The organism is Microcoleus sp. PH2017_24_DOB_U_A, from assembly GCF_020738205.1.
Classification (GTDB): Bacteria; Cyanobacteriota; Cyanobacteriia; order Cyanobacteriales; family Microcoleaceae; genus Microcoleus.
Genome location: NZ_JAEQCT010000014.1, coordinates 1 through 1,612, shown reverse-complemented (window position 1 = coordinate 1,612; position 1,612 = coordinate 1). Strand labels below are relative to the sequence as shown.

At 43.9% G+C, this 1,612-nt stretch carries 1 protein-coding gene; it reads left to right on the top strand.

The window, feature by feature from the left end; genetic code table 11:
* The first annotated feature begins 261 nt into the window (after window positions 1-261).
* Complete coding sequence (iscB, locus tag JGK07_RS00210) at window positions 262-1,536, top strand: RNA-guided endonuclease IscB (protein WP_293194027.1); 1,275 nt, start codon at window positions 262-264, stop codon at window positions 1,534-1,536.
* The last annotated feature ends 76 nt before the right edge of the window (window positions 1,537-1,612 follow it).

Here is a 1,612-nt window from a genome sequence, read left to right as displayed (position 1 = left end):
GAGTAAGGAACCCCACGCTTAAAAGCGGGGGCTTTTGGAAAGTCCGGCTCGTTTCGAGCGGTTCGAGAAGAAAGCCCGAACCTTACCAGAGACAGGATTAGACCTACGTTTTTAGAGTCATGATACCGGAAAATCCGTCGCTAGTTTTCCGCTCTATCGCTAAAAGTTAAACAGGCTTAACGGGGTTAAACCAGTGCTTTTGGCATAACAAGCTCATAAAACATTCAAGGGAGCGAACTTTACCCAGCAATGGAGGACTTTATGTCTAATTTTGTTTTTGTACTTGATAGTCACAAGCAACCGCTCAATCCAATCCGCCCAGGAATGGCTCGTAAATTGCTAACCACTGGCAAAGCTGCTGTTTTCAAAAGATATCCATTCACGATAATACTCAAGGTAGAGATAACAGCACCCCAGGAACCAATCACTCTTAAATTAGACCCTGGCTCCAAAACCACGGGAATTGCATTAGTCCAAGGAAAAAATGTAATCTTTGGTGCAGAACTAACTCACCGAGGTCAATCAATTAAAGCCAGTTTGGAGTCTCGCCGTTCACTGCGTAGAGGCAGGAGAAGTCGCCATACTCGTTATCGAAAAGCAAGATTTCTAAATAGAACTCGTTCTAAAGGATGGCTGGCTCCAAGCCTACAACATCGTGTTGAAACAACCCTGACATGGGTAACTAGATTAATGAAGGTCGCCCCCATTAGTTTCATTGTTCAAGAACTTGTGCGATTCGACTTACAACAACTAGAAAATCCAGAGATTAGTGGATTAGAATACCAGCAAGGCATTTTATGTGGTTACGAAATCCGCGAATATTTGCTGAATAAATGGGACAGAAAATGCGCGTATTGTGGAGTTGCTGATACACCATTACAAATCGAGCATATTCATCCCAAAGCAAAAGGCGGTTCTGATCGTATTTCTAATCTTTGCCTTGCTTGCGAGAATTGTAATACTCGGAAGGGAACTCAAGACATTGAGCAATTCCTCTCCAAGAAGCCAGATGTTTTGAAGAAGATTCTATCTCAAGCAAAACGTCCTTTAAAAGACGCAACAGTAGTTAATTCAACTCGCTGGGCGTTATTTAACCGACTCCGCATGACTGGCTTACCAGTTTCTACTGGCAGTGGTGGCTTGACAAAATTCAATCGCACTCGTTTGCAGCTACCTAAATCCCACTGGTTAGATGCTGCTTGTGTAGGCAAAGTCGAAGAATTGAAAGTGCTAACTTTTCAACCGCTGCTAATCAAGGCAACAGGACACGGTACGCGACAGATGTGCGGCACAAATAAGTTTGGCTTCCCAATTCGTCACAAGTCGAGAAAGCAAATTCATTTCGGTTTTCAAACTGGCGATATTATCAACGCGACAGTCACCGCAGGCAAAAAAGTCGGATCTTATGTAGGACGAATCCTTTGCCGTGCATCCGGTTCGTTCGATATCGCCACAATGAAGGGAAGAGTAGCAGGAATTAGTCACAAATATTGCCAATCTATTCACAAAAAAGATGGCTATTCCTATGGAGTTTAATTCAAGGCGACTGAAGTCGCAGCCGCTTTCCTCCCCATGTCTAAAGCCAGGGGCTTCTCGCTCGTTTTTTGGTGAA